22 protein-coding genes are annotated in these 25,386 nt (G+C 46.3%); 11 read left to right on the forward strand and 11 right to left on the reverse strand.

What is annotated here, in order from left to right:
* Nucleotides 1-65 precede the first annotated feature (65 nt).
* The gene (locus tag MKY95_RS02175; protein ID WP_339196634.1) at nucleotides 66-194 is read left to right on the forward strand and encodes a hypothetical protein; all 129 of its coding nucleotides are present in this window, start codon (nucleotides 66-68) and stop codon (nucleotides 192-194) included.
* Nucleotides 187-1,443: a DUF445 domain-containing protein gene (locus MKY95_RS02180; RefSeq protein WP_036616660.1), complete on the forward strand. Its 1,257-nt coding sequence runs from the start codon at nucleotides 187-189 to the stop codon at nucleotides 1,441-1,443. The genes MKY95_RS02175 and MKY95_RS02180 overlap by 8 nt, the downstream gene beginning before the upstream one ends.
* 84 nt (nucleotides 1,444-1,527) lie before the next feature.
* Here MKY95_RS02180 and MKY95_RS02185 read toward each other — a convergent pair whose 3' ends face one another.
* From MKY95_RS02185 to MKY95_RS02200, 4 genes are read right to left on the reverse strand one after another with little or no spacing between them, the layout of a single operon-like run.
* Nucleotides 1,528-1,881 (reverse strand): YxeA family protein, encoded by a 354-nt coding sequence (locus tag MKY95_RS02185; RefSeq protein ID WP_036616662.1) that lies wholly within the window; start codon nucleotides 1,879-1,881, stop codon nucleotides 1,528-1,530.
* A 29-nt stretch (nucleotides 1,882-1,910) separates the two neighbouring features.
* Nucleotides 1,911-2,642, reverse strand: coding sequence for an ABC transporter permease (locus MKY95_RS02190; protein WP_036616664.1), 732 nt, complete (start codon nucleotides 2,640-2,642; stop codon nucleotides 1,911-1,913).
* A gap of 12 nt (nucleotides 2,643-2,654) precedes the next feature.
* A complete protein-coding gene (locus MKY95_RS02195) occupies nucleotides 2,655-3,404 on the reverse strand; it encodes an ABC transporter permease (protein ID WP_036616666.1) in 750 nt (249 codons plus the stop codon).
* Nucleotides 3,404-4,321 (reverse strand): ABC transporter ATP-binding protein, encoded by a 918-nt coding sequence (locus MKY95_RS02200; RefSeq protein WP_036616824.1) that lies wholly within the window; start codon nucleotides 4,319-4,321, stop codon nucleotides 3,404-3,406. Before MKY95_RS02200 ends, MKY95_RS02195 begins: the two co-directional genes overlap by 1 nt.
* Nucleotides 4,322-4,477: 156 nt before the next feature.
* Between MKY95_RS02200 and MKY95_RS02205 the strand changes: the two genes are divergently transcribed.
* The 8 genes from MKY95_RS02205 (at nucleotide 4,478) to MKY95_RS02240 (ending at nucleotide 15,085) form a co-directional block, all read left to right on the forward strand.
* Nucleotides 4,478-5,191, forward strand: coding sequence for a response regulator transcription factor (locus tag MKY95_RS02205; protein ID WP_036616668.1), 714 nt, complete (start codon nucleotides 4,478-4,480; stop codon nucleotides 5,189-5,191).
* Nucleotides 5,191-6,573 carry a HAMP domain-containing sensor histidine kinase gene (locus tag MKY95_RS02210; RefSeq protein ID WP_036616670.1) on the forward strand — a complete coding sequence of 461 codons (1,383 nt, stop codon included), beginning with the start codon at nucleotides 5,191-5,193 and terminating at the stop codon, nucleotides 6,571-6,573. Before MKY95_RS02205 ends, MKY95_RS02210 begins: the two co-directional genes overlap by 1 nt.
* 276 nt (nucleotides 6,574-6,849) lie before the next feature.
* Entirely contained in the window at nucleotides 6,850-7,032 is a 183-nt protein-coding gene (locus MKY95_RS02215) for a type A2 lanthipeptide (RefSeq protein ID WP_036616672.1), read from the forward strand.
* Between the two features lie 104 nt (nucleotides 7,033-7,136).
* Nucleotides 7,137-10,547 carry a type 2 lanthipeptide synthetase LanM family protein gene (locus MKY95_RS02220; protein WP_036616674.1) on the forward strand — a complete coding sequence of 1,137 codons (3,411 nt, stop codon included), beginning with the start codon at nucleotides 7,137-7,139 and terminating at the stop codon, nucleotides 10,545-10,547.
* Nucleotides 10,540-12,756, forward strand: coding sequence for a peptidase domain-containing ABC transporter (locus tag MKY95_RS02225; protein WP_051447441.1), 2,217 nt, complete (start codon nucleotides 10,540-10,542; stop codon nucleotides 12,754-12,756). Before MKY95_RS02220 ends, MKY95_RS02225 begins: the two co-directional genes overlap by 8 nt.
* A gap of 397 nt (nucleotides 12,757-13,153) precedes the next feature.
* Nucleotides 13,154-13,435 (forward strand): hypothetical protein, encoded by a 282-nt coding sequence (locus MKY95_RS02230; RefSeq protein ID WP_036616676.1) that lies wholly within the window; start codon nucleotides 13,154-13,156, stop codon nucleotides 13,433-13,435.
* Nucleotides 13,436-13,466: 31 nt separating this feature from the next.
* A complete protein-coding gene (locus MKY95_RS02235) occupies nucleotides 13,467-14,756 on the forward strand; it encodes a hypothetical protein (RefSeq protein WP_036616678.1) in 1,290 nt (429 codons plus the stop codon).
* Nucleotides 14,757-14,812: 56 nt separating this feature from the next.
* The gene (locus MKY95_RS02240) at nucleotides 14,813-15,085 is read left to right on the forward strand and encodes a hypothetical protein (protein ID WP_017691024.1); all 273 of its coding nucleotides are present in this window, start codon (nucleotides 14,813-14,815) and stop codon (nucleotides 15,083-15,085) included.
* A 227-nt stretch (nucleotides 15,086-15,312) separates the two neighbouring features.
* Here MKY95_RS02240 and MKY95_RS02245 read toward each other — a convergent pair whose 3' ends face one another.
* The 4 genes from MKY95_RS02245 to MKY95_RS02260 all read right to left on the reverse strand — a co-directional run bounded on the left by MKY95_RS02245 (nucleotide 15,313) and on the right by MKY95_RS02260 (nucleotide 19,964).
* Nucleotides 15,313-16,089: a YcnI family protein gene (locus tag MKY95_RS02245; protein WP_036616680.1), complete on the reverse strand. Its 777-nt coding sequence runs from the start codon at nucleotides 16,087-16,089 to the stop codon at nucleotides 15,313-15,315.
* A gap of 463 nt (nucleotides 16,090-16,552) precedes the next feature.
* Nucleotides 16,553-18,268: a copper resistance protein CopC gene (locus MKY95_RS02250; RefSeq protein ID WP_339196646.1), complete on the reverse strand. Its 1,716-nt coding sequence runs from the start codon at nucleotides 18,266-18,268 to the stop codon at nucleotides 16,553-16,555.
* Nucleotides 18,269-18,475: 207 nt separating this feature from the next.
* Nucleotides 18,476-19,132: a response regulator transcription factor gene (locus MKY95_RS02255; RefSeq protein WP_036616682.1), complete on the reverse strand. Its 657-nt coding sequence runs from the start codon at nucleotides 19,130-19,132 to the stop codon at nucleotides 18,476-18,478.
* A 1-nt stretch (nucleotide 19,133) separates the two neighbouring features.
* Nucleotides 19,134-19,964, reverse strand: coding sequence for a histidine kinase (locus MKY95_RS02260; protein WP_338707609.1), 831 nt, complete (start codon nucleotides 19,962-19,964; stop codon nucleotides 19,134-19,136).
* Between the two features lie 305 nt (nucleotides 19,965-20,269).
* Here MKY95_RS02260 and MKY95_RS02265 point away from each other — a divergent pair, with 305 nt between their 5' ends.
* Nucleotides 20,270-20,437, forward strand: a complete 168-nt coding sequence (locus MKY95_RS02265; RefSeq protein ID WP_017691019.1) for a hypothetical protein — start codon at nucleotides 20,270-20,272, stop codon at nucleotides 20,435-20,437.
* A gap of 133 nt (nucleotides 20,438-20,570) precedes the next feature.
* Here the strand turns inward: MKY95_RS02265 and MKY95_RS02270 are convergent, their stop codons facing one another.
* From MKY95_RS02270 to MKY95_RS02280, 3 genes are all read right to left on the reverse strand, one after another.
* Nucleotides 20,571-22,403, reverse strand: a complete 1,833-nt coding sequence (locus MKY95_RS02270) for a diguanylate cyclase (RefSeq protein ID WP_051449905.1) — start codon at nucleotides 22,401-22,403, stop codon at nucleotides 20,571-20,573.
* Nucleotides 22,404-22,896: 493 nt separating this feature from the next.
* Nucleotides 22,897-23,487, reverse strand: coding sequence for a DUF5317 domain-containing protein (locus tag MKY95_RS02275; RefSeq protein WP_036616686.1), 591 nt, complete (start codon nucleotides 23,485-23,487; stop codon nucleotides 22,897-22,899).
* Nucleotides 23,488-23,729: 242 nt separating this feature from the next.
* Complete coding sequence (locus MKY95_RS02280) at nucleotides 23,730-25,151, reverse strand: hypothetical protein (RefSeq protein WP_339196652.1); 1,422 nt, start codon at nucleotides 25,149-25,151, stop codon at nucleotides 23,730-23,732.
* Nucleotides 25,152-25,386: the final 235 nt, after the last annotated feature.

Below are 25,386 nucleotides of genomic sequence, written 5' to 3' on the forward strand. Positions count from 1 at the left end.
GTAAACGCCGCTATTATCCTTTTTCTTCAACCAGAGGTTTGGTTTTGACGCTTGTGGGTGATAAGATGAAGTATACGAAACATGGAAGTCAAGACTTTGCTATGGAGAATTTACATAAGAAACGAAGAAGTGCGGAATCGGGTACAGATCGGACCGTACGACTAACGATAAAGGAGCAAGAATACAATGGCTAAACCTAAACAAACCAAAAAAGCAGCTGCTTGGTCTCTCGTAGTAATGGGAGCGGGATTTGCTGCATCCTTGCCGTTCCAGGGCGTTCCCGTGGGCAAGTTGCTGGTAGGATCATTTGAAGCGGGACTCGTGGGTGGACTTGCGGACTGGTTCGCCGTTACTGCACTATTCCGTCACCCGCTCGGCATTCCAATTCCGCATACGGCATTGTTGCCAAAAAATCGGGATAAAATGACGGAAGGTCTGGTCTCCGCGGTAGAGAATAACTTGCTCAACAAAGACAGCATTACCGAGAAAATTGCAGATTTCAAAGCAGCAGAGACGGTGCTCGATACGTTGACACGTGAGCTTCACAGTGACGGGATCAAGATCATGATTGATACACTCTGCAAACGAATTCTGGCTGGTCTGCCGTTAGAGCAGATTGCTCCGCTCGTGGCACGTGAGATCAAGTCACAAGCGGGAGCCTTTGATCTGGGTCCGATTCTGGAACGGGCTGCCCACCAGATGACAGAGCGTGGTTACGACGCCAAAGCGCTGGACTACGGACTGAAGCAAGCCGAGGAGTGGCTGGTTAAACCCGAGACGATCATGTTTTTGGGTGAAAGCGGCATGAAAGCCATCAGCGGCATTCAGATGAACGGATTGATGCAGTTTGCGATGAATGCGTTCCTGGGTTATATGAACGAGGAGCGTCTGGGTGGCATTTTACAAGGATATCTCTTCGATCGGGTAGAGGATATGAAACGTGAAGGCAGTGCTCTAAGATACAAGGTGCTTGATATGGTACGTACCCAGACGGTGCGTTTGGCAATGAGTGAGGCTATGCAAGATGGAATCAACAGCTGGAAGAACAATATGTTGGAGGGCTGGAACGCAGAGGAAACGGTGCTGAACAAACTCACCGAACTGAGAGACAAGGCGCTCGCTGCGATGGAAGATGGACAGTATGTAGATACGTATGCACTGCCTGCCATTGAGCGGGTACTGGTTGATCTGCGGGCAGATGACGAGTTGATGACAGGCATGAATGCCAAGATCGTAAATGGCGTCACAACACTGCTGGAGAAAAATCATTCCAAAATCGGTAAACTGGTACGCGAAAATGTGGACAAAATGGACAATGCCACTTTGGTTTCGATGATTGAGGATAAGGTTGGACAGGATCTGCAATGGATTCGGATCAACGGAGCCGTTACCGGATTTGTTATCGGGATTGCGCTGACTGCGCTACAGATGGCATTAGCATAACCTAAAAGAGCCACCCTTGAAGTAATAGGGCAAGGCTCTTTTTGTTATGCAAATATCAATGGAGATATAGATACGCATCTTTTTCTATTTAGAGGTTAACTGCTTGGCTTGCCCTGGCAGATCGTCCGCTGTGACCTCTTCCCAGTGTGTAACACCACGCAGCGTGGATACATATAGTTTCAGATAGGCCCCATTTTTGAGTAGCTTACTGGTGGAGAAGCTAAGTGTTTTGGATTTTCCTTCGTCTGTATAGCCGATCAGTTCATAAGCATATCTGCCATTGTCATCCTTGTTGACTGTAGTCTGATTCACAGTGGTATAGTAGGTTGTTTTGCCGGCAGGGTTATCGGGAGTCAATTTAGCAGGGTCCATGAAGAAGAGCCACAGGCAAGTCAGAATAACGAGTACCAATGCGAGAATAGTGAATGCTTTTTTCATGTTCTTGTCCTCCTTTAATCTCGGTAAATTTAGGACGATGCGATGTCTTTATATTTCAGGCGGCGGATCGACCAGGTAGCAAACAGAAGGATAAAGAGACTGTTCATGAAAAGAAAAACGATATTCTCCGAGGATGTCAGTCCCTTTTGACTCAGAACGCCCATGCCTATAGTTAACAAGGAGTAGGGGAATAACATGCCGATTTTCAGCACATACATGCCTAGTCCCAGAAAGACTGCACAAAGGCTGATGCCAATTGGCGTCGCAAAGCTTCTTATCCGGATCGACAACCCTAGTTGCAGTGCAGCAATAGAGATAGCGGCAAACCATCCTCGCAGGCTCCATACGACGGTCTCCATCGGGAACGGACCCGGAATGACGAACAGTTTGCCTGCTGCCCAGTACATGAGCATGAAGAAGGCTTGAGCCGAGAAGATCAATATGCCAACAATGACCAACTTGGCAACAAATAGGCTGGTGACTGACACTGGAGAAGCCAGAATCATATTCCAGTTGCGATTGCTGTGTTCCAGGCGGCATACAAAGGCACAACAGATAGCGATCAGGATGGGCAGGAAGAATTCTCCGTAAAACAAACTGACCTGTGTCCACAGGCTGTACCACCCGTTTTGTAAAGCCGCTTGATTAAAATAAAAGTTAAAGCATCCGATAAGCAGACTGATAATAGGCAGAATGGCCAGTACCAGGCTGATCCGGGAATGCCGAAGTTTAAGCCATTCTGCGGAAATGCTCCTCAGCATGTGTTCCCCTCCTCAAATCTCTTGTCTTGAAGCATGAATATTCCCTGCAAAATAGAAGATGGCAGCCATCAACAAGGCGGCTAAGAAAAGACCGACAGGCAGCATACCCGATACATAGGTACCCGAAGATGCGCTGTAAATATAAGTGACTGGATTCAGATCCATGTAGTAAGACCAGATGAAAAGGTGACGTACACCTGCTGGAAACAACCCCGATGTTGTTCCGATGAATCCGCCCAGCATACCCAGACATAACGCAAAAGCCTGATTGCGTACTGTAAGAGACAACCATTGCTGAAGAGCGGTGATGGCGAGTGTAGTTAGCATTGTGCCTATAGCGAACTGCCCAAGCAGGGAAAGTGGCAGCGGACCGGAAATATTTTTGGATAAACCGAAACCGACAATGAACACAGCTTGCGCAAGGATACCATAAAGGATCAGGCTGTTCGCACATATGTATTTGGCTGTGTAGACATGATTACGTCCGGTGTTGGTCGTCATTAGCATCTTCCAGGTGTTCCCCTTATGCTCCATATCACAGATGCGGGATACAACGATAGCCGATATAATGGGCAGAAACAGACCGTTCATGGAAGCGATGCTGAAGATCAAGGCTTCCCAGCTCGCATTGGCTGCACTTCGGGAGATGGAGATACTCATGGACATGGAGGCCCAGATCATCTCAGCGGCCAGAAAAAGAGATAGCATGACCCAGATCTTTTTGCGGCGGATTTTAAAATACTCTAAGGATAGAGCTTTCATTACAGGCTCCGCTCCTTTCCGGTCAGATCCAGGAATATACCTTCCAGACTTTTCTTGTATTCCTCGATACGAATCACAGGAATATCGTGTTGTACCAGCACCTTATTCATCTGCGAGACTTCTTCGTCACGAAGGTAGTCGAACACCAGTTGTTTGCCCTGGACTGTAGGCATGTAGCCTTGAGTCAAAAGGATTTTTTCCGCCCTTGCCGTATCCGTCGTCTGAAAACGTATGGTAGCCTTGTTATTGGCCTGAAGACTCTGCATGCTTCCCTGAAACAGAAGTTTGCCATCACTGATAATGCCGACTGAGGTAGCAATCTGTTCGATCTCTGATAACAGGTGGCTGGATAGCAGGACTGTTATGCCGTATTGACCTGGAAGGGACTTGATCAATTCCCTAATCTCACCGATCCCCGACGGATCAAGTCCGTTCGTAGGTTCATCCAGAATAAGCAGGCTTGGGAAGGCAAGCAGGGCCATGGCAATACCGAGTCTTTGCTTCATCCCCAGCGAATACTGATCGGCCTGTTTATGTTTTTGATTTTCAAGTCGAACAATTTTGAGAGCTTCATCAATATTTTTGTTCGGTACGTTCCGTAGTCGCTGCATGACTTTCATATTCTCAAGTCCAGTCAAGTGGCCGTAATAAGATGGAGATTCGATCAGTGAACCTGTCTGATTCAGAATGGAAGGGCGATGTTTATTCAGATCTTTGCCAAACACCTTTACAGTGCCTTCGGTAGGTTTGATCAAACCCAAAAGCATTTTTAATGTGGTTGTTTTGCCTGCTCCGTTCGGACCCAGGAAGCCAAAAATCTGTCCCGTCTCAACTGCCAGATTGACCTGATGTACGCGGTTAGTACCGCCATAAGATTTAGACAGGTTATGCGTTTCCACGATGGGGGAACTGTTTATCATTGATCTCAACTCCATTTCACTAATGTCTCTGTTGCTCTAAATATAGATCAGGCTTCTTGCTCGTAGCTGAAGATAACCTTACAATTACCTTAAATGGAAATGGAAAATATCGGATGATTGCCTTTATGATGTATAATAAAAAGGGTGATATCAATGGAATTATTGAAGAATAAGAAAATATTGATCGTAGATGATGAGCCCGAAATACGGGAAATGATTGAACGTTTTTTACGGAAAGAAGGTTTTTTCCGGATCTATACGGCTGGTAACTTCGTGAATGCCTTGGCGGTATGCAGACTTGAAAAGCCGGATGCAGCTATTCTGGATGTGATGCTTCCGGATGGAGATGGGTTCTCTCTGCTCTCTTCGATCCGGTCATTCTCGGACATGCCTGTTCTGTTCTTGTCTGCACGTGGTGAAGATGAGGATCGACTGCTCGGTCTGGGGCTTGGAGCAGATGATTATATGGTCAAGCCCTTTCTGCCAAGAGAGTTGATTCTCAGGCTGATGGCTATTCTGAAGCGGGTATATGCCTCCAATACGGTGGAGAGATTGCCTGTATTTCGTTTGGGTGGACAAACCATTGATCTGGAGAGCGCTGTTGTACAGAGGACAGACAGGGAGCTTCCATTGACAGCTAAGGAGCATGCCATACTGATCAAGTTGTATGAGAATCAGGGCCGAATTGTAACCAGTGATGCCCTGTGTCAAGCCGTCTGGGGAGACGAGAGTTATGGGTATGAGAATACCCTGATGGTGCATGTTCGGCGAATCCGGGAGAAGATTGAGGAAGATCCATCCAAACCGATATTTCTGCTGACGGTACGGGGACTTGGTTATAAATTGATGGTTCAGGAGTCTAGGTAATGGATGGCGTTGTTCGAATTCTAAGAAGGTTCGTCGGATCAACCATTCTGGTATCTGTGGTGCTATTACTATTCAATCTGATTCTGCTAGGTTCGCTGATCTTCAAGGAAATTCATGAAGGGCCTTCCCCTGGTGCGGTTGTGAAGCAGATGGCTAGTGGCCTGAGCAAGGGAGAGCAGGGGGAATATGCGCTGGACAGCGATGGAATGCAATTGCTGGATACATATCAGGCTTGGGCTATGCTGCTTGATCCCCAGGGCAAGGTACAGTGGAGCGAACAGCTTCCGGCTGAAATCCCGCGCTCTTATAACGTGACGGATGTTGCGAAGTTCTCCCGATATTATCTTATGGAATACCCAGTGTATGTGTGGGAGCGTAAAGACGGATTATTGGTCGTAGGCTACCCCAAGAATACGTACGGAAAATACCAGTTCGACTTTTTGGCAGAGTGGCTTAAGTCATTACCTGTTCGGATCATCCTATTATTGGTGTGTAATGTGGCTCTTGCTCTTCTGGTCTCCGTATTAATTGGAACACGGGTAATCCGTAGTATTCGACCGTTGATCAATGGCATTCATGCGCTGGCAAAGGAAGAGCCTGTTCATGTCGAGACCAAGGGTATATTTAATGATCTGTCTCAAAGCATCAATTCAACATCTCGCATGCTTCAGGATAAGGATGATGCTCTTAAAGCGAGAGATGAAGCTCGATCCAACTGGATCGCAGGCATTTCTCACGATATACGGACGCCATTGTCCATGATTCTGGGTTACGCGAGCGAGTTGGAAGAGCAAGTGGATTTGCCAGCTGAGCAAAAACAGCAGGCATCCATTATTCGTCGCCAGGGTGAACGTCTGCGGTCACTGGTCAGTGATCTGAATTTGGTGTCCATGCTGGAGTATGAGATGCAGCCCTTGCAGTTGAAGTCGATTCGACTCTCTGTTCTGGCAAGACAGGTCGTGTCAGATTTTTTGAACAATGGCCTGGATGAACGTTATCCGATCTCGCTTCATGTTCAGGACGAAAGTCTTCAGGTTATGGGGGATGAGCGATTACTGTATCGTGCAGTAACGAACCTGATACATAACAGTATCAGGCATAACCCGGATGGATGTGCAATTGTGCTGGAAACGAGCCGTTCAGCGGAGGATTTATGTTGTGAATTTGTGGTATCTGATGATGGGATAGGAATTCCAAAAGAGTATCTGGACGATGTGGTGGTACTCCCTTATGCCGCAGGACGTGTACGGCCCTCCCGCCAGGGACATGGCTTGGGGCTTCCAATGGTATCAAGGATTGCAAAGGCTCATCGGGGAAGGCTTATTCTCACGAGTGACAGTGGGGAAGGGTTTAGAGCTGTATTGCAGTTGCCTGCTACTTAGAAAAACACCTGCCTTGGACAGGTGTTTAAAACTTTATACATGTAACAACGAACTATCGCAATTTTGTCATCGTCATAGTAAAAGTAATGTTTCTTGTCAAAATGACGCGAAAATCCAAAGAATGGATTTACAAAAAATAGCAAATTGTGCTAGGATGAATATAGGAAATAATTACATAAATTAAATATTTTGGGATTGTAAAGACTTGAATTCAACCTTGGTGTTTAGCTTTTTTTAAGCTATACATATAAAAAAAATTGAATGGAGGTTTTTTCAATGAAACAATTCAATCTCGAAGCATTGGGAGCAATTGAGGACATCAGTGATGATGAGCTGATGGTCATTACAGGTGCGGTATCTGTAATTGATGTTGAAGCAAGCGGCGGTGTATTCTGTACGGTAAGTCATGAATGTCATTATAATTCGGTTTCACCTTCTTCTTGGCTGACTTGTTGTTAATTTTTACTCTTATCTTCGGGCACATAGCTGATTTCAGTTATGTGCTTGATTTTGTTATATGAGGTTTTGGGCACGAACCATCCAATAGAAGGGGAGATAAAACGATGAACATACAGGAGCGGTTACATGACTCCCGGTGGAGTTATGCACTCTACTTAACGGAGAAATACAAGCAGTTTGTGCAGCGATATGCTGCCCAAGTTCCCAATGATCTCTTATTTAGCGAGGAAATTGCTGTTGATATAAATGAAAAAAATATAACTGCTGACGTTCAGCATGGGGACATGCCTGTGGAGCACACTTCCGAGTCGGGAAGGATGCAGAAATGGCTTGAAAAGTTTTTTCAGGACCAGGAGCTATTGTCCAATCGCTTCCAGGCTGAATCCATGAATATGGAGACGGTGCAGGCTATGTTTAACGATACAGGCTTCATGTACGACTTTGTGCAGATGCCCTGGCATCAGGAACTCTGCAGCACATTTCTGGAGAATGAGCATTTGGAGATCGAATATTTTATTGAGGGGAATACGGAAGAAATCCCGTTCTTTGAGTTTTCTAGACCCTTCCTGCAACGATCCATTCAGATCATGACGGACGGCTTGAATGATGGATATGAATGGCTGGACAAACGACGTGTTACTGGGCTTGTTCTGAAGACCGTCTCGGATAAAGTGTTCCACATGTCTGCCAAGACACTAATCTATGAATTAAATAAAGCGAGATTGCAAGATGAATTGAGAGGTGAGGATTCCCGGCAGCGGTATCTGCACTTTGTGAACCAGAACATGCAGTCCAGGGATCAGATTCTCTCCTTACTACTGGAATATCCTGTTCTTGCACGAGGACTTGTCGAGCACACTCTTCGGATCAGTCTGAATATGATGCGTGTTCTGGAGCGGCTGACAAGAGATCGTCGTGAACTGGAATCTTTTTTTGATTTCAAGCTGGATAAGCTGGAGGATATCGTATTTCTCGGGGATTCCCATAACGGTGGAGCTAGTGTATTGCGGTTGGCATTTGCCGAAGGGGTCAATGTCATGTACAAACCTAGGAACATGGCCATCGACACCGCTTTTGCCAGTCTGTTGCAATGGTTTAACGATCAGCGAATAGGATTACCCTTCCGTATTGCCAAATCGCTGGATCGCGCCGAATATGGCTGGCAGCAATTCATTCCCTATGAGGAAGTCACCAGTCTGGAGGGAGCGGAACGCTTTTTTGAACGGCAGGGGCAGTATCTCGCTATTTTGTATGCCGTTAATGCAACAGACATGCATATGGAGAACATTGTTGCTCAGGGCGAGCATCCCTTCTTCGTCGATCTGGAATCACTGTTGCATAATCAACCTTTCAAATATGAGGAGGAGAAGGCACACTATACAGCGCTGGAGAAGACCCTTTCGATATTGAATGATTCCGTGTTAAAAACGAGCATGTTACCAACGTTGGATTCCAACGCTTTGTATCACAGTGATCTGAGCGGACTTGCAGGGGATGTGGATCAGGTACTCAATACGTATGAGATTCATGATAAAAACACCGATACCATGAGAATCCAACGAAGCAAGGTGAGTGTGAGTCGATTTAGTCATTTGCCTTCATATGAACATACACCCATTAAACCTGAGCGATATATCCAAAGTTTGAAGGAGGGTTTCTATCGCATATACAGTGCTATTATGGAGCAAAAGGAGTCATTTATCTCAACAGTCCGCAATGACTTCCATGGTTGTGCTGTACGTACCATTGTTCGTCCGACCGTTACCTATTTTACGCTGATTGAAGCCAGTTCCCATCCGAAATATCTCAGAGACGGGTTGGATAAGAATCTGTTGTTCGACATGATGTGGATGATTGTGCGGCAGGATCGTGATCGTGAAAAACTGGTGAGATATGAGTGCCATGATCTATTGCATGGCGATGTACCCATGTTCCAGACGTTTATCGGTGAGCAAATGTTGTTCCACCACTACGACAACCAAGCGATTGACGGCGTGTTTTCCTCCGATATTTTAACGCAGACCGCGGATAAAGTGCGGGCGATGAATCCCAAAGACATGGATATGCAATGGGAGTTTACCGAGCGTACAATCCAGACTAAATATGTCCTGGAACGCTCATTCGCCATGGAGAAAAGCACGGAAAGCGTCCGACCGGAAATATTGAATGAAACTCAAATACACATGACCAAAGAAGAATATTTGCAAGAAGCCGTGAGGATTGGGGAGTACATAAAAGATATTGCTATTATGGGAGATGAAGGTCTTTCGGTGTCATGGATCAGTATGGGTATGGATGCAGACGAGAAGCTGATCTACAAATCTTCCGAGTTGGGGTTATATAACGGGGTAACCGGTATTGCCTATTTCTATCTGTATCTGAGTCAGGAGACAGGTGACCACAAATATATGCAGATGGTTAATCTGTGCATTCAGACTGCCTGGGAAATGATTCGCAAAAACATCGACAAAAACATCTCATTGTTCACTGGCTACGGGTCGCTTCTCTATCTGCTGGTGCATAAAGCTAACGTATGTTCCGAGCCGGGGATCAACCCGGATACGCTGGAATTACTCGATATCTTGGACGATATGATTGATAGTGATCAGCAATTGGATGTGATCTCAGGTTGTGCGGGCACATTGATGGCATGTGTGGACATGTATACGAGCTTCCAATCGCAAAAAGCGCTGGATGTGGCCGTGCGATGCGCAGACCGATTGCTGGATCTTGCCCAGCCGATGGATCAAGGTATGGCTTGGGTGACGTCAGCGATCAATAAAACGCCACTTAGCGGTATTGCACATGGCAACGCAGGTATCTGTCTGAGTCTGGCTCGTCTATACAGTACTACAGGCAACAAAGCCTATCTTGAAACTTGTATGGAAGGACTGAAGTATGAGGAAGCCCTCTACAGCCCTGAAGTAAACAATTGGAAAGATCTGCGGTTCACCGATGGCAACATGCCGGAAGAACACTATGTTATGTACTGGTGTAATGGCGCACCCGGTCTAGGGATCGCCCGCGTAGGGATAGCGCAGCAATTGAGGTCATTGGGAGCTATGGATACGATAGAGACAGATATCCGCAGGGCGTTAGCCAAGACGATGGAAGAAGGGTTTACAGAAGTTAGCTATTCGCTCTGCCATGGGGATATGGGCAATCTCGAGCTGTTCCTTCTCGCAGCCGATTACTTGCAGGATGAAGAGTTGAAGGAGTTCTCGGTTCAGATGGCAAATTACATTGTGACACAGGTGAGACGTGATAACCATCATTGGAGATGCGGCATTCCGGGTCGTCAGCAAATCCCAGGACTGATGCTAGGGCTTGCAGGAATTGGATATCAATTGCTCCGACTGTACAATCGTGACCTGCCTTCAGTACTGATGATGGAAGGACCAAAGGGCAAGGGGATAAGGGATATGGCTCAGACATACGCTATGGAAACGGCGTCCGCTCAGCAGCAGATGACTACTATGGAGCAGTCATCCCATATGGGGCAGCATCATGCCTGAACGGCCTGTATTCCGTCTGCGCCGGAAGAGACAACGCAAAATCCCTGTCAAACTGCAAATGAATCAATATGATTGTGGTCCCAGTTGCTTGCACATGTTACTCGCATATCATGGCTATGAAGCTGATTTCACCGATCTGAGGGAACGTTTTGCAATGCTGGGAAACGGCAGGGATGGTAGCTCCATGCTCAAAATGAAAGAGGTTGCTCAGACCTATCACTTGAAAGGGATAGCCAAAAAAGCGCCTGTTGAATCACTTAACAATGATTTTCTGCCAGTCATTTGTTTCTGGGAGGACAATCATTTTGTCGTGCTTGAGCGGATCAAGACGAGTGGGCACTTCATTATTGTTGATCCGGCTTTGGGAAGGCTGGTTATCAGTACGCAGGAGTTTGCGGAGAAATATTCAGGTATTTTTTTGCTCGTATATCCGGATGAGGGCTTTGTACCCTTGTCCGAGAAAAAGATTAGTAAAGTGGCGTACTTCAAGGATTTGATTCGCAGTAACAAAAAATATTTTGGTTGGACCGTTCTACTTGCTCTGGGGCTGCAATTGGTTTCGGTGGCCTTTCCGTTCTTGATGCAGGTTTCGATTGATGCGGCCACTAGCGGTGAGGGCTACTCGTTATTTCCTGTCCTGATCACCAGCATTGTGCTGTTAACCCTATTTCAGATCGGTTTCAGTTATATGAAGGATATGTGCATCGTACGGCTTCAGGAATTGCTGGATTCCCAACTGACGACAAACTTTGTCTCTCATATGCTCAAACTGCCTTATCAATATTTTGAAATTCGTTCGCGCGGGGATTTGATGCTGCGGATTAATAGCAATACGACCATTCGAGAGATATTATCCCAGAAGATGATCTCTACGCTAATCAATCTATTTTTAATTGTTGTGACCTTCACGTATATTGTAATCCAGTCCCGTTTGATCGCTTTTACACTGCTTGGTGTTGGACTGGTTCAAATTCTTGTTTTTGTATACACACGTAGCAGATTCAAGAAACTGACACAGACCCAAATTGTTGCCCAAAGTTTGGCTGGATCATTCATGACGGAAGTGTTGGAAGGCATCTCGACCATCAAATCACTTGGGATTGAAGAGCGTACCGGGGAAAAATGGAGAGCACTATTCATGCGTCAGCTCGCAACGGTCAAGGAAAAAGCTATTTTTCAGACAAGAGTAAATACCGTGACGAATACGCTGAGTTTTATGACTCCGATGCTCATTCTGCTGGTGGGACTATATCAGATTATGCAGGGGAATATGACACTTGGTATGCTCGTTTCATTCCAGTCCCTGGCCGCGCTGTTTCTGGGGCCGCTGAACTCGCTTGCTTTGATGCTGAACGAGTTCGTGATGGCGGATGCGCTGCTGGATCGAATCTATGATGTCATTCAAGCCGAGGAAAGTAATAAATTCAAGAAGAAAACACCGACCCTCCGAGATGTAAAGCTGAATGGGGATATTACAATTGATCAGGTCAGTTTCAGGTATACGGACTACGGGGAAGATGTGCTGAAAAATATTAATATTACGATTAAAGCAGGGCAAAGGGTCGCTCTGGTTGGCAAATCAGGCTCAGGAAAGAGTACCTTGGCGAAATTGCTGGTAGGGCTGTATACGCCCACACAGGGTAATATCTATTTTGACGGCGTGGTTGTAGAAGAACTGGAGCAGCAGGATATTCGCAGCCAGATCAGTATCGTGCTTCAGGATAACTTTGTGTTTAACAACACCGTGTATGACAACATCAGGCTACATGCAGAGGGTTCAACGCTGGAGGATGTAATGTTCGCAGCGAAGCTGGCGGATATTCATGACGATATTGAGAAGATGCCAATGAAGTATAACACACTGATCTCTGAAGCGGGTTCGAATCTGTCTGGAGGGCAGAAGCAACGTGTCGCTCTCGCACGAGCATTGGTAAGCAGACCCAAAGTTCTTCTGTTGGATGAGGCAACTAGTGCTTTGGATACTGTTACAGAAGCGACGATTGCCCATAATCTGAATATGTTGAAATGCACCCAGATTATCATTGCTCACAGACTCAGTACCATTCGAAGCGCGGACACCATATATGTACTGGATCAGGGGGTACTCGTGGATGCTGGAACACATGATGAATTGATTGGACGGTGTAAATCCTACAATGATCTCGTGTGTGAACAACTGGACGAAACCGGGGCCAGACAGTATGGATGAGGCTAGTGAGGATGATGTTGACGGAAGACAAAAGGCTTTCTTTTCTACACAATATGTGTTGAAGAGAATGCTTTTTTGTTATATATGGAAAATTCGAGAAGCTAAACTGATGCAAAATTCAGGAAATCGGGTAATATACACGCGAACACGCGTATGAATCATATTAGGAAGAAAGATACATAAAAACGATGCTCTCAGCCGATGTGGTCATGTTGATTTTGTACTATGATTCAGTTAACAGAAGCAGAAGGCATGGGTGAATGATCCTGATTCATTGGGTGCACATATACATTGAAATCATAAGAAGAAGGTGATTGGTATGAGGCCAATACAAAAAAAGGTATGTGTATTCTTACTAATTGTGCTATCTATCTTTATTTTGGGAGGCTGTCAGAACATGAAAGAAAGTGAGAAACAGGCACTTTTTCAAGAAGCAGAAGCGAAAGCGGTCAAATATTTCAAAGACAAGTATGAGATGAACGTTGTTATTACCAGCAAGGAGTTGCTACCCGAAATGGCACTGGACTCGATTGCAATGGAAGGGCATGTGGTAGAGCAGGAGGATCAGGAGTTCACTATTTCCTATGACTATAGTGATAAAAAAATCAAAAATTTTGGAATGAGCCCTGCCATCAAGGCAGCCATCATTGAGAAAGGCTACGATCCTTTTGCCAAGTAGATTGTATTGAATTTTGGGAGGTGAACATAACATGGGGGATACACCAAGAATTGATGATGAAACATACCGTCTGATGTCGGAACTGGCTTATGAAAATGCCAAAGCAGGTACCGAATATGCGAATCTACCAGGCTGGCAAGTGCTTGAGGATACGCATGGCAACGGTTATTCCGGTTTTGACGCAGTGACTTTTTACAATCCGGAAACGGGGCAGGCGGTCATTTCTTACCGAGGAACAGAAGGAAGTGCCGGATGGGATCGTAAAGGGCCTGATTTTCTGGCGGATGGTCAGATTGCGATCCCCGAACTGGGCAGAAAAATTGAACAATCTACCGATTTCACACCCGATTGGTTATCAGGTGGAATTCAAAAGGTAAAAGACGTCACCGGACTGACTCATTTGGATAATGCGGTGGGTGAGCTGGATAGACAGATTGATAAAAAGCTGAATCCTTTTCCAAATCAAATGTACGAAGCAGAAGACTACGCGAAGGATATGCAGAACAAATATAAGAATTTGGACTTCTCTCTGACAGGGCATTCATTAGGCGGCGGAAATGCTCAGTATGCAGCAGCGCATACGGGAATGACGGCAGTAACCTTTAGTGCGCCATCTGTAATATCCAGCTTGACTCCATCACTGAAACGTAAGGCAGAAGAGGGTGGATTCGATAATCAGATCGTAAACTTTGGTCACCCGGGTGACTTTGTCGCCAGTGGATTCTTTGGTGGCTATGATCGTCATGTGGGTTCCATGTATTACATCAACTCTAATTACAAGGACATGAATGACAACATGAGCATGGGAGATAAGATGGGTAACACCTTTGGTGGGAAGGAATACCACGACCTGAAGCAGTATCAGTTCGAGAATGGTTATATTTCCAATGATCTATACGACCCTACCACTGGTGAGAAAATCAATAAAACTCCCCGTGAACCTTCCAATATCATGACGGAGCTTGCGGATGTTATGCGTAGCTTTGGTGTGCAGACTAACAAGATGGTTGCAGGTGTTGGCTCAGTGGGGGGAGCTTCAGGTCTGATTCAGGTAACGCCGGAAGAACTGAAAAGTGTCGCTTCACGGTGGAAGCAAAATGCACAACAGTGCAATGCGGAGCTGAATCAGGTGCGAACCCGCATGGCCCAATATCTGCATACGAGCCGCAGTCGCAGACTGGAGCCAATTGTCACCCAATTGGACGCATCCATTCATGAGCTTGGCACATGGCATATGAAACACACCAGCCAGTTCCTGAACTTTATTGATGAGAAGGCGGATGCTTTCCGGCAGGCGGACGAGAGTCCGGTTCATTTTTAATTAGGATTTCTGGGTGGCTAGCGTTGATATCACGTACATAGGGGAGGGGAACACGAGTGGGTGGACAATTGCTGGTGGAATTGAATGATCTTCGGATTGCGGAAAAAGAACTTACACAGCTGCTGGCCCGTCTGCAAGCCGATGAGCAAGAAGCGCGGGCGCTATACAGTCGGCTGAACGATTGGAAAGGCCAGTCCGCAGATCATACAAGACAGCAGATTGAAGAGTTTTTTGCGGGCTTGTCCAGACGTATTCAATCCATTGAACAGCAGAAGAAAAGCTTGCTGCAATACATTGAGATCATGATCCAGACGGATCAGGAACGCTAAAGGGTGGTAAGGCTGATGCCAAATTGCGGATGGTAATCAGCGTGGATAAGAGTGTGACCGTGGAGCGGCATGATTAGTGCCTTAACCACGGATTGTAAAAAACATGGGTAGCCAATCAAAATGATGATAGCTAAAAAGCCTACGGCACATCGGGTTTGATCCCGTATGCCATAGGCTTTTTGTTATCTGAATTTTTCTCAGGTTTTCGTAAAACTGTAAGTTAGTTCTTAACGTTTTTTGCGACGTGTAGCCAACGCAATCCCCAAGAAGGACAGGATCAGGGCCAGAATGGATACGATCAATGTTGCTTGTTGAAGCTTCAGCGTACCCGGGTCTGTATCCGTGTTGTTTGGTTCACCTGTAACGGTGTCATTGAGTGCATCGCCCAGCGTGGTGTCATCGTTTGCTTTGCTATCGTCGGTAGCTGCATTATCTCCAGTGGCGCCTTCTGTACCTGCACTATCATGTCCATCGTTGGCATGACCTCCACCTGCCGCAGCATTACCAGCAGCAGCCGGATCTTCGCTAATCGTTGTGATACTGTGCGGGTTGGCATCACTTGGTTGGCCTGTCCATTCTACGATGCTGCCATCACTGTAGTATTGGAAGGCATCCCAAGCTATTTCAGCTTCCGCCTTAGGGTTCTGTGCAACGAAGTTGAACTGCTGGAATTGTCCTGCCAGAATGCCTTCGTTATCGCCGTCAATTTCCCACGTAATCGATGTTACTTCATTGGAATCGTTCTTCTCTGTGGTGATTTTCCAGCCTGCCAGTGGTTGATATTGCTTGAATGCAACACCTTCCGGAACTTTCATGGTGATTTTGGTTGTAGGCAGTTCTTTCTCGGATGGAATCTTAATCGTGTACGTCTGCCATGCACTTGTCTGTGCAACGGATGGGCTAACGGTAACATGAGCGCTAGCGAATCCGGCGAATAACATGAATGCTGCGGTACCTGTTGCGATAGTGGATGTTAGTTTGGAAATCCATGATGTTTTCTTCAAAATAAATAACCCCTCTCAGTTCTTATCATATATGATGCGGCCCATTTTCTTAAATGAGTGTCTACGTTCTGCAAAGGCCGTTTCGGTTACGAATTGTTCTTTCGATGACCGTTATTCCCGGAATTTATTGATCCAACTATATAAATTGAACTAAAGATGGTTTACACATACACTCCGATGACAGAATAACCTTCCAATCGCTGTTATCCCCAGATTTTTTGATTCCCTTTTCTTAAAGGGGAAAATCCGGTGATAAAGGCGAACGCTTCGCTTTTTCAGGTTTTTTCTGCCCTCTCCGTTTCAGTGTAAATAATAGTTCAATTTAAATAGTAATAAGTTGAAATCCGGGAATAAAGGCGAGTGCTTCGCTTCTCCAGAATCAATTCGTTCCCTTCACTACATTTGCAGTTTGTAGAAACACTCATTTTAGATTGGGTCACTTTTCAATATAAACGTTGTGTAACTATGGCTTGGCGGTGTCAATCTCAAATTCGGCATCCAGTGCATCCAACGTCTTGGTCAGGAGATGTACCTTGATATTCCAACGTCCAGGCATGGAGATATAATCTTCAGCCTTGTACACACCGGTGTCGTTTTTCGGAATGGTAATCTCATAGATCCCCATATCCATGTCCAGATGTGTGAGTGACAGTGTGATCTGTTCCAGATCGTTAACGATACTTCCATCTGCCCGTTTCACATCAACTTCGAATTGGTTCTCTCCCGTTATATTGGGACTCACCTGAAGTGTGATCGCCGAGCCGTCTTCTGTAGTCTTTGTCTCCTGATACGGTCCGACCGCAGCGGGTTGTCCTGGAGACAGGTGTGTCAGTACGGCAGCAAGAGCGAGAATGACAGCACCGGTGGCAAGTTCCGCTTTCAGGCTGCCGGATAATCTGCTTCCCGTTGCTGCTCTTGCCAATCTGGCATGACGCCAGGCGAAGACAAGCATTACAATAAGCAGGACGATCTTGCCGATCAGGACAAGGCCATAAGCTGTAGTGAACAGGGAAGTCAGCACAGGTGCTGGTAGAATAATCAGACTGCTGTATATCCCTGTAGCAACCAGAGCGGCTACGGCGCCAATTCCCCAGGCGGTAAACCTGCGAATAGCAACCCAGTAGACCTCTCCTCGCACCTTCGATGGTAGCTTATCCGCCAGTGGAGGCAAACATATCGCCATGGCGGTTAGTGCGCCAATCCAGAAAGCGGCACCGATCAGATGCACGAAGTCCATGGCAATCGCGAGAGCACGTTGATCCGCCGCAGCCGGATGTCCCGTCATGGCATGCGTGAACAGCCATCCAAGCACGAGCACAAGTGAGCCATAGGAAGACCAGATGCGAGCACGGATGGATCGATCGCGATCATATCCGGAGAGAATCGTGACGGCCAGCAGCATTACAATGAGTATCTGTAACATCCAGATCTGACCAAAGGATGTCAGCTTGAGCGCACTTCCGATCAGTGCCCAGCTTAGTTCGTTCAGAGCCACACCAGATTCATATAACGTATTCAGTGGCAGGCTGACCAGAGTGGCAAAGGAAGCAGCAGCATAACTGATCCATAACAATCTGTAGCTGCCCGGAACGTCCATAGGTTCTCTTGTCATGGATGTCGGTGCGATTCGCAGCAGTAAGAATGCAAGTGTCCCCAGAATGACAGACAATCCGAGATACTGAATCCAGTCTGTCAGGGATACAATCCATTTCAGCGGCCCACCTGTTGAACCGGAACCGGATGTAAGATCACTCAGTCCGGCAGGAGAACCGGATGGTTCACCGATATGGAAAACATACGCCCCTTGAATTGGGTGTCCATCGGCAGATACAGCTTTCCAGTTAACGGCATAAGTCCCGTTCCCGAGTCCAGCTTGCAGGCCAGTCTCCAGAATATGAGGGCGATCCACATCGATCTTTACATTTCCATCGTCTGCCTGATTGCCGTCAGGGCCGGTTATTTTGATATCATAAAAGGCCGTCTGCAAGGATTCGTTGAACTCCAGCGTCAGCCGCTCCGGAGCAGCTACGAGGATCTCATTTTCTCCTGGCGAAGCCTTAACAATATAAGCATGGGCAGATGCCCACTGTGGCATAACAAGGCAACATACGAGCAACAGACAGGTGACCAATGCCCAGTGCCGTTTGCCCCATTTCAGGGTAAAGCGTGTAAAAATCAAAAAATCATCACCCTCAGGTTATAGATTTGTAGTCATTCATGGTCCTTAAACACAATCTAACCCATTATAACTTTGTCCAAAATGACTGCGTATGACTACATTGGGCTATAAAAAAACGATTTGGTCTACATAATTGTGACAAAAGCATGAATGCTATGTCATTTCTCACCTATGTCGGAAGCATCATTGACTCCGAATTAACAATGTTTATTTGCGAAGTTTACGTCCTGCAAGCCCGCTCTCTAGTGCGTAGCGGGTGAGTTGTACCCGGTTTTCAAGCTGGAGCTTCTGCAAAATGTTTTTGAGATGATTCTTCACCGTCTGGTCTGAAATACCGAGTTGATCGGCAATCTCCCGATTGGTATATCCCGCGGATACCCATTGCAGAATCTCAAGTTCCCGCGCCGTTAGCGGGTTATCTTGCACATCTTCACTGCGTGGTGCGGGGAACTCCTGCAAAATCCGGTAGGCCAGTTCCTTACTGAGCGGTGCGTCGTCACTGACGATTGCGCGCAGGTATTCAAGCCAGGTGGAAGGCGTTAGATTTTTGAGCAAATAGCCTTGAGCGCCTTGTTTCAGTGCTTCGAACAGAAACGTCACATCATCCGATACCGTGACCATAACAACAATAACATAAGGGAATCGCAGCTTGATCTGACGGGTGGCTTCCAGCCCATCCATGCCCGGCATCTGCACGTCCATCAGGATCAGGTCGGGCATCCATTGCCCGGTGAGCTCCAGCGCTTCCTGTCCATTCGAAGCTGTACCTATCACTTCAAACAGGCTGTCCTCGGATAAAATGCTACAGATCGCTTCACGCGCATGCGCATGATCATCAACAACCAGTACACGTACATGTTCCATATTAAGCATGCTCCTTTCCTATCGTCATTCGGGTATGCCCCGGTCTTGAATCGAGGGTGAAAGACCAACCCATCTCGGCAGCACGCTCCTTCGTAATTCGCAGTCCGTACCGATCCTTCAGATGAAGAGGATCTCCACTTAGTCCATTCCCATTATCCTGAATATAAATGAACCAGGCAATTGGGTTACCTTCCGCGTGAACCTGAACGCGGGTAGCCTGCGCATGTTTGCGTACATTCAGTAGTCCCTCCCGGATACAAGCGAGCAGTTCCACTTGTTCCTTGGCAGAGAACGTTACACCCTTGAGTTCCCAATGAATCTGTGCACCAGGTACCGTTTCCTTGACGAGCACTTCGACCTGCGCATGCAATGAAATAATTTCTGATGTTACCGTAGAGGAAGGAACAAAACGCAACTGGGCAATAGCTTGCCTTACATATGTATTGACTTCATGCACGGTTTTTTGAATCTCCTGGATCTCATGCTCATGTCCGCTCCCTGCTAGACTACGGCCTGCTTTATCGGTCTTCACTGAGAGCAGGAAAAGAGACTGAGATATGCCGTCGTGAAGTTCCCGTGCCAATTGGTCACGAGCTTCCAGCGCTGCTTTCGCTGCACGTTCCTGCTCCAGAGCAGCCCTGGCACCTTCGAGCATGTGGAACAATCGGCTGAGCAGAGTCACGCTGACGAGGTAAACGATGAGGGGTGTTAACCAGTTTCCTGCATCCATCGAAAGGTACGGCATCAGAAACTGATGGCGAATGTATTCCCAGATGCCAACCGTGAATGTAGGGATCAGCAGAATCATCCATTTAATTTGTTTATAGGACATGAATGCAGAACTCCTTTGATCTAGGATTAGCTTAATTAGGTACTTTATTTATACAGGGATGGGATCATTATAACGCAAGCTTGTCCAAGACCCTAGTCTGTGTCTTTAGAGAAAGCTGGGGAGGATCAGGGAGTATTTAGAAGGATATCTAAGAACGACAAGGGGTGAAATGTTGTCACGCTAGGTGAGGGTTGGTGTGTCCAGCTGAGGAAGGCTGAGTCCGTTTTCCCTATCGGAGAAGGTCCTCTATACTTAATATAGAACGTGAATTCATTACAAAACATGTTAAGGAGTGAAGCAACAACATGAGTCAAGAAGTATTGGAACGTCGCAGTGAATTGCTCAAAAAGAACATTCATCAGATGCTTGTTCAAGACAATCAGCACGGTATCAGTCGCCAAGACAACATGTTTTTGCAGCAGATGATTAAAGAGCTGCATCAGACCTCACATGAGCTGAATACCAAATCTTAATGTAGAATCTGCACGAGAATGAAGTTGTCTGGTGTACGATTCATTCCATGAAAATGAAAATGGCGCTATCTCCGATCAGACCGGGGATAGCGCTTTTACTTTTTCTGGGCTTATAGAAGAAGTTCTGTTTATTTTACTGCAACTGTTGCTGGGCGGTTCTTTTCTCAATATATTGAATGAACAACTCGGCAAGCTCCGGATCAAACTGTGAACCCGAACATGAGCGTAGCTCCCGAATGGCTTCTTCCACGTTCTTGGTTTCCTGATACGGCCTCTCTGTCGTCATGGCATCAAAGGAGTCAATCACGGTCAGCATCCGGCAGAGCCGGGGAATCTCGTTACCCTTCAGGCCGTAAGGATAGCCTTTGCCATCATAACGTTCGTGGTGAAGTTCAATATACGGAATCAGATCGGCGAAGCGATCGTTCGTGATCACCATTTTTTTGCCCCAGGTGACATGTCCTTTGATCGTTTCCCATTCTTCTGCGGTGAGCTTGTCCTTTTTGTTCAGAATAGACCAAGGAATCTCCAGTTTGCCGATGTCATGAATCAGTGCTCCCAGCACGAAGCGACGTTTTTCCGCATTGTCCAGTGCGAGCAATTCACTGATATCCAGTGCATATTTGTAGACCCGTTTGGAATGTTTAAACGTATCCATATCTTTGTATCTGAACAGATTGAGCTGCTGTTCGATGTCACGAACGTCCTGTACCAGATCAATCTCGTGTTCCATGCCATCATTGCTGCCGTGGCGGTGCACGTTGTTCTTGCCCTGTTTCTTCGCATAATATAGTGCTTTATCCGCCTGATCCACAAGCTGGGATTTGTTATACATATCCACCTGATAGGGCGCGACGCCAGCAGAGAAGGAGAGACAACCGTGTGGAAACACTTCAACGCCTTCAAACGGCGTGTCGTTCAGTTGTTTACGCAACTTGTTCATAAACCTGTAGGATTCGTCCAGCTCCATGCCTGGCATGAGCAAAGTGAACTCTTCTCCTCCATAACGAAAGGCGGTAACAGGTGTGCCTTCCGTCTTTCGCATTAAAAAATCCCCCAGCAGGGCTAGCAGACTGTCACCTTGAAGGTGGCCAAACCGATCGTTATACTTTTTGAAATCATCAATATCAATAAGCCCCAGACATAGCGGTGTGCCCTGCGTTCGAGCGTTAGTCAGTTCGCTTTCTAACATGCTTTCGAAATAACTATGGTTGAACAGACCCGTACGTTGATCCGTGTTGGCCTTTTCCTCAATCGTCTGATACATCACGAACAACTGCCTGAATGCATGGGAGAGCAGAATGCTAAGACTTAGATACAACAACAGGCCAAGTACGCCATTGTGCACAACCAGAATTGTCAGGACCAGCGCCAGAATCAGCGTACACAGATAAACCAGCAGGGATTCGGTAACGAATGCCCGCTTCATCTGCTGTAATGCATCCTTTGTTGAGAAATGAAAGAATAAGCCAAGTGTGATCGTGTTGATGATGAAGTAGGCTGCGAGCGCTGCAAAATAAGGAATCAGGTTATAGCCGTCCAGAGTTCCCGATTGCCCGCCAGTCCACTCAAACACGGCAGCTGCTCCCGTAATCATGAGACTGTAGATGCTGAAATTAACAATGTGTTTCCACCAGGTTAGCTTGCGCTCTTTGATTAACAGGATGATGGAGACAGGAAGCAGTACGGATAAACTGAAAGCTCCGCCAAACATGAATATACAGGCAAGGTATACCGATGAATCCATGGATTGCTGATTGCCTTTGGGTGGAATCTGGAACGTGAAATAATCCAGAATTAACGCCGCACCCAGCATGGTGTAGACCATAACCCAATCCGCCGTGGTTAGATGAAGGTAAGACCACTTGTTCATGTATAGAAAAACACCGATCCCGGTACAACTAAGCAAAATAACATACATACTGCTTCGATCTGCCTTATGGATAAGGTTACGAATAAAGTTCATAAAAAATCTCCTGCTTGAGTTTAGTCTAATCTTGATGTGTATATAAATTGAGCTGATGGGTATTAACACTTACACTTCGATGACAGAACAACCTTCCGATCGCTGTTATCCCCAGATTTTTTGATCTCTTTTCCAAAAGGGAAAATCCCGGGATAAAGGCGAACACTTCGCTTCTTCAGGTTATTTCTGTCCTCTCCGTTATCGTGTAAATGTTCAGTTCAATATATAATTGGTGTTCTTGCATCGGTATATACTATATAGATGTATAACATAACAAGTTGACTGGCAAAAATCCAGAAAGAAAAAACAGGCCGCTGGCAGCCTGTTTGTCTTGTTGGGTGGTATGGATACTAGCCGCCCAGCTTGTATCCCGAAGTTAACGCTACAACGACAGAAGCCACGATGATTGCGTTGATGACAATGCGGGAATATTTCACACCTTCAAATTTTTTCATGGAGAAGACCTCCCTTCCTTGGAGTCTACCTGTTTTCTTCAAGCCTGATGAGTTTTAGCAGGTTGCACAGCCTTTTTGTCCCGATTCACCATCATGTATTGAATAAAAAGGAATATGCCAATATTCATGACCACATCACCGATGCTGATGACCTGAGTCCGTGGATAAGGGCTGGAGAGTGGGATGATATCACCGAGAAAAGGCAGATTTGTAGATGCATCCATCATAAAATGCTTTGATACGGCGCCGCCTTCCCGGAGCATGTCTACATAGTAGGGTCCCAGTACAGCGGAGGCTTCCACAGAAACAGGCATGCGCCCACCGTTTACAGCCATAACGGCAAAATTGAGAAATACCCCAATCCAGATGAGCATGAAACCGGTATGGTGTCTGTTGAGCCACAGGAAAGCGAGCCCTGTAATGTAGACGGCAGCAAAGAGATATCCATTAATGGATGCCACCCATTCGAATCGTTCCTGGAGATAGAAAATAAAGAACTGGATTAGCAGCAATACAGGGAAAATCCAGCCACTTCGCAGCTTGAGTGCTGCAAACTGGTTGAGCCCATGCCGCAACCCGCCCCGAAAAAATCCAACGATCAAGCCTAGTAGAATACCGTCATATACCATGGAGTAACTCCTGTTCGTGCGGAGATATGCAATATGATTGCGTGTTTGTGTACATAAAGGATTCGACCTTATATTGGTAATTCCTGCATGAGAAAAATGATTTTGTAGAAGAAATTTGCAAAATGCTGAACAAAAAACCGCCTTTACGAATCTAGGGGTCGAAACCCCTGTGAAATTCGGTAAGGACGGCTGCTTATGGTGCCAAAATACGAGCTTTAATTCGGTTGAAGACGGAATTTATTTTATTCAGATCCACCGTTCAGATAGTTGAAGAAAGGCTGGTCCACCCAGAAGTCATACGTCGTAATGTCCGCATCAGGTGCCAGCTTCAGGAAACCTTCCCGAATGGATTTGGCATTCTCTTTCAGAGAGAAGGACTGAGCGTAGTAATTGCCAAGCGCGATCTTATTATTGGAAATGACAGGGTAGTTCGCCAATGCGGTTGGTGAATAATACAGCGGTTGCCACCAGGAGCTGAGAATCAGTGGAGATGTACTGTCACTGTTCTTTTTGGCATATTTCAGCACAATGTCGTTGAAGCGAACTTTGTCTGCCACATTGTTGAACTCGAACTGGATATCATATTCCTTCGCAGAAGCAATATAGTTACCATTCTCGATCTGTGTCACTTTATAATCAGGCGTTTCCTTCGGCTCGCCCCATTCCTTCAAATAAATGAAGGCAGATGTCTTGGGTTGGAATTGCACATCAGCATCAATACCTTCGCTACGCAACAAACCAACCAACTGTACAGCATGTTGAATATTATCGTGGCCGTAAGTAAGTGTCAGTTCATCGATAAAGTTGGAATCAAAGCGGCTATCCTTCAGATTATAACCTGTTACGAGATCATCTCGCAGGGCCTGATCCACAATCTTTCTCAGCTCAGGTGATTCGATCAGATCCGCTGTGCGATATGCAGCATACAGTTTGGAATAGATGTCCGCATCGCCGGAACGCCCAATCTCATGTTTGTATTTCCCTTGACTGACCAATACGCGTCCAAGCAAAGTATCAGCGAAATCTTTACTTGCTACGCCACCCTTAAGGAGAGCGGGGTATAGGCTTTCAGGGATCAGGCCTGTATCGATCGCAGCAGCCAGCTCCTGTGCGGCTTGTCCCTGAACACGGTTTGGTTTAATGCCAACTTTGGCAAGTGCTTTGGCCGTTTTCTCTGTGGGATATGTATAAGCGAGTTCCTTGAATCCGGCTGCTTTCACCGCGATGAAGACGGCGGCATAAGTGCTCAGTTGATCCTTGGCACGTACTTCTGTACCCGTAAGAACCCCATTATTGTATAAGGCTACGGCAGCATCATATGAAGAATCACCAGAAGACAGATCGGTAAAGACAGGAGCGTTAGCTTCACTGTCACTTGCTTGAGTTGCTTCCGTGATGGCTGCAATGGCTTGAATGAAATCACCTTTGGTAATCTGTTGCGGCAATTGAATGTTGTATTTCGCTTGCAAGAATTGAGCAAAATCCGCTGCGCTTTCCGTGTAAGCAACTGGCGCCTGAGCTACCGGTCCTTTGACACTTTGTGAGGTGGTTGGTTTAGCCGGAGTTGCAGATGCTGCAGAAGCGGAAGCGGGCAAGCTAAGGCTGCCGAGTGTTACCGGAGCGGCGAGTAGGGCCGCCAACGTGATCTGGGTGATTTTTTTCAAATGAATAGCCTCCTTAAAATGGGTTGGAAAATAATCAGCTTTGGGTTATAATTCTGACAATTCCTATCAGAATATAATAATTGGATTGACTTTAGCACGGAGACGCGCTGGATGTCAACGGAAAAAAGCTTGATACAGAACGGTTTCCAAAGCTTGGTAGAAAGCGAATTGTCAATTATATTCTATTTGAGTGTATACGCTCAAAGATTTATTGACAAGGATCGACAGTATCCGC

Source organism: Paenibacillus sp. FSL P4-0176 (genome assembly GCF_037975265.1).
Classification (GTDB): domain Bacteria; phylum Bacillota; class Bacilli; order Paenibacillales; family Paenibacillaceae; genus Paenibacillus; species Paenibacillus amylolyticus.